The sequence below is a fragment of the Kitasatospora sp. NPDC057738 genome, assembly GCF_042798815.1.
In the GTDB taxonomy this organism is placed as follows: domain Bacteria; phylum Actinomycetota; class Actinomycetes; order Streptomycetales; family Streptomycetaceae; genus Kitasatospora; species Kitasatospora lactacystinica.
Genome location: NZ_JBHVJT010000049.1, coordinates 1 through 8,213 on the forward strand (window position 1 = coordinate 1; position 8,213 = coordinate 8,213).

At 71.4% G+C, this 8,213-nt stretch carries 6 protein-coding genes and 1 pseudogene; 2 read left to right on the plus strand and 5 right to left on the minus strand.

The annotated features are described in order from the left end of the window. Window positions 1-161: 161 nt before the first annotated feature. Window positions 162-1,469, minus strand: a complete 1,308-nt coding sequence (gene aspS, locus ACFVGO_RS24950; protein WP_359905079.1) for an aspartate--tRNA(Asn) ligase — start codon at window positions 1,467-1,469, stop codon at window positions 162-164. A 302-nt stretch (window positions 1,470-1,771) separates the two neighbouring features. Continuing rightward, the gene (locus tag ACFVGO_RS24955) at window positions 1,772-2,125 is read right to left on the minus strand and encodes a UBP-type zinc finger domain-containing protein (protein ID WP_359905082.1); all 354 of its coding nucleotides are present in this window, start codon (window positions 2,123-2,125) and stop codon (window positions 1,772-1,774) included. Window positions 2,126-2,352: 227 nt separating this feature from the next. On the opposite strand from ACFVGO_RS24955, the gene ACFVGO_RS24960 reads away from it, so the two are divergent. Next, the gene (locus ACFVGO_RS24960; protein WP_359905084.1) at window positions 2,353-2,958 is read left to right on the plus strand and encodes a YceI family protein; all 606 of its coding nucleotides are present in this window, start codon (window positions 2,353-2,355) and stop codon (window positions 2,956-2,958) included. Between the two features lie 239 nt (window positions 2,959-3,197). Continuing rightward, window positions 3,198-5,435, plus strand: a complete 2,238-nt coding sequence (locus ACFVGO_RS24965; RefSeq protein WP_359905087.1) for a transglycosylase domain-containing protein — start codon at window positions 3,198-3,200, stop codon at window positions 5,433-5,435. Window positions 5,436-5,622: 187 nt separating this feature from the next. Here ACFVGO_RS24965 and ACFVGO_RS24970 read toward each other — a convergent pair whose 3' ends face one another. From ACFVGO_RS24970 to ACFVGO_RS24980, 3 genes and pseudogenes are all read right to left on the minus strand, one after another. Continuing rightward, complete coding sequence (locus ACFVGO_RS24970; RefSeq protein ID WP_380634113.1) at window positions 5,623-7,422, minus strand: alkyl/aryl-sulfatase; 1,800 nt, start codon at window positions 7,420-7,422, stop codon at window positions 5,623-5,625. A gap of 56 nt (window positions 7,423-7,478) precedes the next feature. Further along, window positions 7,479-7,763: a hypothetical protein gene (locus ACFVGO_RS24975; RefSeq protein ID WP_380358738.1), complete on the minus strand. Its 285-nt coding sequence runs from the start codon at window positions 7,761-7,763 to the stop codon at window positions 7,479-7,481. A 180-nt stretch (window positions 7,764-7,943) separates the two neighbouring features. Continuing rightward, window positions 7,944-8,213: pseudogene (locus tag ACFVGO_RS24980) on the minus strand (hypothetical protein); the annotation flags it as partial.

Here is an 8,213-nt window from a genome sequence, read left to right on the forward strand (position 1 = left end):
GACCTCCTCGGGCGCGGCCCGTTCCGTCGTTCCGGCCGTCCGTTCCCGTCCACGGCTCGATCCGTACGGTTCGAGCCGTACGGTTCGAGCCGTACGGTTCGGGTCCTGCGGTTCGAGTCCTACGGTTCGAGTCCTACGGTTCGGGTCCTGCGGTTCGAGTCCTACGGTTCGAGCCGGTGCGGGCCCCGGAAGAGGAACGTCGCCTCACGGATCGACGGCAGGCCCAGCGCCAGCATGAGCAGCCGGCCGAGCCCCAGACCGAGCCCGCCGTGCGGCGGCGTGCCGTAGCGGAAGCAGTCGAGGTATCCGGAGAGCGGCCCGGTGTCCATGCCCTTCTCCCGGGCCTGGGCGACGAGACGGTCGTACCGGTGCTCGCGCTGGGCGCCGGTGGTGATCTCCACGCCCTTCCACAGCAGGTCGAAGGACTCGGTGACGGTCGGGTCGTCCTCGGGCCGCAGGTGGTAGAACGGCCGTACGGCGGCCGGGAACCGCGTGACGAAGACGAACTCGTGCCCGGTCTCCTCGGCGATCAGGGCGCACAGCGCGCGCTCGCCCTCGGGGTCGAGGTCGTCCTTGACGCCCTCCCGGTCCCAGCCGGTGGCGCGGAGCCGGGCCAGCGCCTCGGCCATCGTGATCCGGGGGAACGGCAGCCCGGGGACCGTGACCGCGGTGCCGAAGTGCTCGGCGATCGCCGCACCGTGGCGTTCGGCCACGGCCGCCAGGACGCGGTGCAGCATCCGCTCCTCGAAGGCCATCACGTCCTCGACCCCGTCGATCCAGGCGATCTCGACGTCGACCCCGGTGAACTCGGTGGCGTGCCGGGAGGTGAAGGACGGCTCGGCCCGGAACACCGGCCCGATCTCGAAGACCCGGTCGATGCCGCCGGCGATGGCCATCTGCTTGTAGAACTGCGGGGACTGGGCGAGGTAGGCGGTGCGGCCGAAGTAGCCGACCTCGAACACCTCGGCGCCCGACTCGGAGGCCGTCCCCATCAGCTTCGGCGTGTGCAGCTCGGTGAAGCCCTCCTCGGCCGCCACCTCGCGCATCGCCCGCTCGACGGTCGTCTGGACGTCGAAGACCAGGTGCTGGGAGGGGCGCCGGATGTCGAGGAAGCGCCAGTCGAGGCGCTGGTCGATACCGGTCCTCTCGTCGATCGGCAGCTTCGGCTCGGCCGGTGAGACCACCTCCACCCGGGACGGGACGATCTCCAGCCCACCGAGCTTGACCTGCGGGTTGGCGACGACCTTTCCGGTGATCTTCACGGCGGACTCGACCGTCACGCCCTCGAAGGCGGCCTCGACGGCATCGCCCTCCCCACCGCGGAGGTGGGTGACCTGCACGAGACCGGTGTGGTCCCGGACCAGCACGAACTGGATGCGCCGCTGGAGTCGGAGCGTGTTCACCCACCCGTAGACGGTGACCGTCTCTCCGAGGTGCGCGTGGAGCTCTGCGACAAGGGTGCGCGTCATGGCAGGGGACCCCCTGGGGTGCGGGCGCGTTGGTCGCGCCACGTCGACGGGCGGTAAACGGCCGCCCTGGGCGCGTTCACCGTAGAGGATCAAGCCCGCGGGAGTCGCCCGGATTTCCGCCGTGTCCGGGCGGGCGGACAGCGCCCGGCGGCCCCTTGCGAGGCGCAAGGGGCCGCCGGAACGATTCGGTTGTGACCGGCCCGGCTGTGCCCGGCTCGGCCCGGCTGTGACCGGCCCGGCTGTGACCGGCTCGGTTGTGCCCGGCCGAATGCCTCGGGGCCGCCGGTGCGGCCGCGGGGCCGTCAGTGCAGCCGCGACTGCCAGTCGGCGGGGACCTTGCCGGCCGGGCCCGGGGTGGGCTGGTCGGCCGGGTGGGCGGTGGGCGGCGCCAGCGGCGGGCCCTCGTAGTACGCGCCGGTCTCCAGGTTCCAGAACCAGTCCTCGCCGGGCTCGAAGCTGACCAGGAACGGGTGGCCGGCCCCGCGGGCGTGCTTCGTCGCGTGCTGGGCCGGGGAGGAGTCGCAGCAGCCGATGTGGCCGCAGGCCGCGCAGCGCCGCAGGTGGAACCACCACCCGCCACCGGCCAGGCACTCCGCGCAGCCCTCGCCGCTGGGCACCGCGGTGGGGTCGATCCCCGGGATCGGCTCGCCGGTCATACCTGCCTCCTCGGCTGGGCGGTCCGTCCCCACCAGCCTGGCCCGGTCGCGGTGGTGCTGCCAGTCCGGCGGGCGGCCGCGGCGGTGCCGCCGGTCCGGCGGGAGGCCGCGGCGGGGGAGGCGGCGGTGCGGGTCGGCCGCCGTCCGGACGACCGCGGGCCGGCTTCGTCCTACGCTGGCTGGAGGGAATCTCGGGGACCCGCCGGCCACCACCCCACGGAGTCGCCATGGCCACCACGAAATGGTTCTTCGAACCCAGCCACACCGGTGCGGAGTTCCGCGCGAGACACATGATGGTCACCTACGTGCGCGGCCAGCTGAAGAACGTGCACGGCTTCCTGGAGGTCGACCCGGACGCTCCGGAGCAGGCCAGGGTCGAGGCGACCATCGACGCGACCCAGGTGTACACCGGTTCGCCCGAGCGGGACGCGCATCTGCGCAGCGCCGACTTCTTCGACGTCGAGCACCACCCGACCTGGAGCTTCGTCGGATCGCAGGTCCACCAGGTGAGCGCGAGCGGCTTCGAGGTCACCGGCCGGCTCACGATCCGCGGCGTGACCCGCCCGGTCACCTTCGACGTGACCTACCTCGGGCAGTGGGACACCCCGTGGTGGGAGGACGGGCGCGACCTGGGCCCCCGGCGGCGCGCCGGATTCACCGCCAGCACCCGGATCAACCGCCAGGACTTCGGCGTGAGCTGGAACGACGTGGTGGACCGGGGCGGCACGGTGGTCGGCAACCTGGTCGACGTCGAGGTCGACGTCGAAGCGGTCCTGGAGAGCGCTCCCGAGGCCGAAGACGCCGCCCCCGGGACCGGAGGTGCCGCCGCCTGACCGGACGCCCGCAACCTTTCGGCCCGCCCACCGCATCACAGTGAGTGCAGGACCACGGGAGGGGGCGGCGCCGCACACGGATCGGTCCGCATTGCGTACGGACCACCCAATTCCCCCGCATTCATTCAGTGCGTACACGACCCGCCCTGCCGGAGCCGGTCCCCCGCCTGTTGCACAGCCGTGACAACCACGCCCGAAAAACCGTTCGGCCGGTGACTTTCACCGGTTAGCATTCCGGAATGGATTCGAATCACCCCCCGATATGGAGTTCCGCCGAGGACGCGGCCGCCCAGCCGCCCCGCAAGGCGCCGCTCCGGCTGGCCCGCTTCGGTGCGACCTTCCTGGGGGTGAGCGTGGTGTCCGGCGTCCTGCTGGCCGGCCTCGCCCTGCCCGTCGCCGGCGGCATCGGGCTGGCGGCCAAGAACACGGCGGAGGGGTTCGAGGACGTCCCCTCCGACTTCAAGACCCCGCCGCTCACCCAGGCCACCCAGATCTTCGACGCCAAGGGCGGGCTGATCGCCAAGGTCTACGAGCGCGACCGCACCGTCATCACCGCCGAGCAGATGTCGCCGTTCATGCGGCAGGCCCAGGTCGACATCGAGGACGCCCGCTTCTACGAGCACGGCGCCGTCGACCTCAAGGGCGTGCTGCGCGCCATCAGCAAGAACGCGGAGAGCGGCACCACCTCCCAGGGCGCCTCCACCCTGACCCAGCAGTACGTGAAGAACGTCAACGTGGAACAGGCCGGCGACGACCGGGACGCCGTCCTGGAGGCCCAGCGCAAGACCCTGGGCCGCAAGATCCAGGAGCTCAAGGTCGCCATCAAGCTGGAGGAGGAGGTGCCGAAGGAGCAGATCCTCACCAACTACCTCAACATCACGTACTACGGGAACGGCGCCTACGGCGTGGAGGCCGCCTCCCAGCGCTACTTCAGCAAGAGCAACAAGGACCTGACCGTCGCCGAGGCGGCCACGCTCGCCGGGCTGGTGCAGAACCCGTCCCAGTACGACCCGAAGCTGCACCCGCAGGCCGCGCAGAACCGCCGCGACACCGTCATCGACAAGATGCTGGAGAACAAGCACCTCACCGCCGAGCAGGCGAAGGAGGCGAAGGCCACCCCGCTGGGCCTCAACTTCAAGGCCCCGCAGAACGGCTGCATCACCGCGCAGGCCGGGATGGGCTTCTTCTGCGACTACGTGCGCCACGTGGTCAAGCAGGACCCGGTCTTCGGCAAGAGCGCCGACGAGCGCAAGAAGTTCTGGAACCAGGGCGGCCTGAACATCTACACCACGCTGGACCCGGACAAGCAGGCCGCCGCCCAGAACGCGGTGAGCAGCAACGTGCGGGTCACCGACACCGTGTCCGCCGCCGCCTCCATGGTCGAGCCCGGTACCGGCAAGATCCTGGCGATGGCCCAGACCCGCCCGTACGGCCTGGACACCAACCAGAACCAGACCGTCGTCAACCTCAACGTCGACGCGGCGATGGGCGGCGGCAACGGCTTCCAGCCCGGCTCCACCTTCAAGCCGGTCGTCGCGGCCGCGGCACTGGAGGCCGGCCTGCCGGCGACCCAGGAGTACTCGTCCCCCAACAAGCTCGAGTACCCGACGATGAAGACCTGCGAAGGGACCTGGAAGAACGACGCCCGGCCCAAGACGGTCGTCCCCAACGAGTCCGCGAGCGAGAAGGGCCCGTACCAGCTGAAGATGGCGATGGCCCTCTCGGTCAACACCTACTTCATCCAGATGGAGCAGGAGATCGGCCTCTGCGCGGTCAAGCAGATGGCCAACAAGCTCGGCATCACCACCAAGGCCAGCGGCAAGCCCCTGGAGGAGGTGCCCGCGATGGCCCTGGGCGTCGAGGAGATGAGCCCGCTGACCATGGCCAACGTCTACGCGACCTTCGCCGCCCAGGGCACCCACTGCGCCCCGGTCGCCATCAACCGGATCACCACCGTCGACGGCAAGGACGTCCCCGTCCCGGCCGGCCAGTGCGAGAAGGTGTTCTCCGATTCGACGGCGCGGGCGCTGAACACCGTCCTGAACGGCGTCACCGAGAACAACGGCACCGGCGCGGCGCTCAGCCTGGAGGACAACCGGCAGATCGCCGGGAAGACCGGCACCTCGGACCGCAAGCGGGCCGCCTGGTTCAACGGCTACACCCCGCAGCTCGCCACCGCCGTCTGGATCGGCGGCCCCCAGGGCGGCGTGGAGATGCGCAACATCACCATCAACGGGAAGTACCGCGCCGAGGTCTTCGGCGCCGACGGCCCCGGCCCGATCTGGCGGGACGCCATGAACCAGGCCCTGCGCGGCACCCCCAAGCAGTCCCTGCCGATGGCCGACATCCCCGACCCGGCGCCCAAGACCAACCCGAACAGCACCGGGACCGGGGCCCCCACCGGCCCGGCGCCCGGCGCGGGCCCGGCGACCGCGCCCCAGCCCGACCCGCAGCAGCCCGACCCGCAGCAGCCCTGACCGCGCGATCCCCACAGCACCTCGCCCCGCCGAGCAGCAGCTCGGCGGTGCGACGTGTTCGGAGCCGGTCCCGATCCCGGAGGCACCCCGTCGGCACCCGTCGGCATCCCGGCGGCATCCCGGCGGCCCCCCGGCGGCCCCCCGGGGGAGCGGGGAACCGCCGGAACGGGTCCTGCCGGGTGGGCCGTTACGGGGTGACGACCGGGAACTGCGGGTCGGGGAGGGTCAGCGTGCCGAAGACCCGGTCCGCCGCCTCTTGGGCGTGCTCGCCCTCCAGGAGGACCAGCTTGTCCTCGACCGCCGTGTCGAAGTTGCGCTTGAACCCGGGCCGCTCGGCCAGCTCGTTGAGCGTCCCGCGGGTCAGCCTGATGACGGCGTCCGGGACGCCGACGAGGCGGTCGCCGCCGTCGACGAAGACCAGCACCCCGTTGCGGAGCGTCGTGGTGCACCGGACGCCGGTCTCGACGCCGGTCTCATCGGTGAACACCCAGTCCAGCACGATCGGAACGCGGTACTGCTCGGCGGCCGCCGGCCCGTCCACGCTGCGGGCGAGCGCCGAGAAGTACTGCTCCAGGCTCGTGCTGCGGATCAGGTCGGACGAGGACTGGCTGAGGATCGCCGGCTGCGGACCGGCCACGACCTCCTGGGCGCCGACCAGGTAGGCGTTGCGCCAGGTGCCGTTCTCGGCGCCGTAGCCGAGCTGGGTGAGGACCCTGGCCTGGAGCTCCTTGGCCTGCTGGAGGGCCTCCGCGGAGATCCCGCCGTCCTGCGCCGCCGCGCCGAAGACCACGTGGTTCAGGAGCTCGGCCGCCCAGCGGAAGCCCTCCGGGGTGTCCTGGCCGTACGCCTCCGCCGCCCTGGCCACCACCGCCTCCGCGCCGCCCATCGCCCGCACGTAGGCCGCGCCCGCCTGCACCGGCGGCAGCTCCCACAGGTGGGCCGGGTTGGCGTCGTACCAGCCCATGTACCGCTGGTAGACGGCCTTGAGGTTGTGGCTCATCGAACCGTAGTAACCCCGGTCGTACCAGCGGTCGTTCAGGCCCGGCGGGAGGGTCTTCAGCTCCTCGGCGATCTCGATGCCGGTCTGGCCGGCGTTGATCAGCCGCAGCGTCTGGTCGTTGAGGTAGCCGTACATGTCGCGCTGCTCGTTGAGGAATTCGAGGATGCGCGCGTTGCTCGGACTCCCGGTCGACTCGTCCACCTGGGCCCACATCGGCCAGTGGTGCGAGGCGAACAGGACGTCGGTCTCCTTGCCGAAGGTCTGGATCGCCTCGGTGAGGTACTTCGACCACGCGTGCGCATCCCGGACCTGCGCGCCGCGCAGGCTGAGGATGTTGTGCATGGTGTGGGTGGCGTTCTCGGCGATGCACAGCGCCCTGGCGCCCGGCAGGTAGATGTTCATCTCCGCCGGGGCCTCGGTGCCCGGGGTGAGCTGGAACAGCAGCTGCACGCCGGCCAGCTCGTACTGGTACAGCCCCGGCCGCCAGGGGATGACGTGGGCCTGCTCGTTCCACTGCGCCTTCGGCACCGGCTGGTGCTCGGGCCCGCCGATGTGGACGGTCGGCGGGACGAGGGTCACCTCGCCGGTGGAGATGGTCAGGCCCAGGCCGGCACCGACCTGCCCCGTCGGCCCCTTGTCCAGCTGCGCCGCGTACATGTACTGGGCGCGCCGGGCCATCGCCGGGCCCGCGTAGATGTTCTCGCTGACGGCGTGTTCGAGGAAGCCCTCCGGCGCGACGACGGGGACGCCCGGCTCCAGCGGATCGCCGAGCTCGGCGAACAGGCCGCGCGAACCGCCGAAGTGGTCCACGTGGCAGTGGGTGTAGACGACGCCCTTGACCGGCCGCTGCTCCTTGGTGAGCTCGGTCCTGTCCCGGAACAGCCGGAGCGCGGCCTGCGCGGTCTCGTAGCAGGCGAGCGGGTCGATGACGACCAGGCCCTCGTCGGACTCGATGATCGTCATGTTGGAGAGGTCGTAGCCGCGCACCTGGTAGACCCGGTACGCCGGACAGCTGGTGACGTGGAACAGCCCGGCGACCGCGGTCAGTTCGCCCTGCCGGTGAGGCTCCCGTTGACCGTCGGCATCTCGGCGCGCAGGTCCGGGTCGAGGAACTCGTACGCGGTGAAGTCCCAGACCACCTCGCTCCCGCCCTTGCGGGACATGATGACCGGGACGTCCGGCGGGGCGATCATGAACCGGCTGGCGTCGGCGAAGTCCCGGCCGTCCTTCTCGTCGGCGGCCCGGGACTCCTCCGCGGCCTTCCGGTTCGCCGCGGCGACGGCGGCCGTGGGCTCGATGGGTTCGGTGTACTCGGGCGTTCCAGGCATGGCGAAGCCACCTCCACATCGTCTGTGTGAGCGTCGCAGCGCGACCCGGTCACGCTATGCACGCGCTCAGTCACTCACAAGCGCACCGATCGAGCCACTATCCGGACCAGAACGGCCGGAATCCGGTGCAAAGCCGCATCCGCGCGCACAGGAAGTCGATGCCGCCGACTTCCCGCACCCTCAGAGCGACCAGCGGACGGTGCTGCCGTCCGGCGCCGCGAAGCCCGCGAACTGCGTTCGCGGGACCCGAAGCCCGCATTCGGCCGCCACCCGGAGCTGGAACGGCTTGTACTCGGCATCCGCCGCGCGGCCCGGCGGCGGCAGCCACCGGCAGGGCAGCGCCGACAGCAGGCCGCCGAACCCCCGTCGTGCCTCGGCGGAGGCCACGCTGCGGGCCTCCGCCGACATCTCAGCGGGGAACTCCGGTGCGGTCGGGCGGCGGTAGTAGAC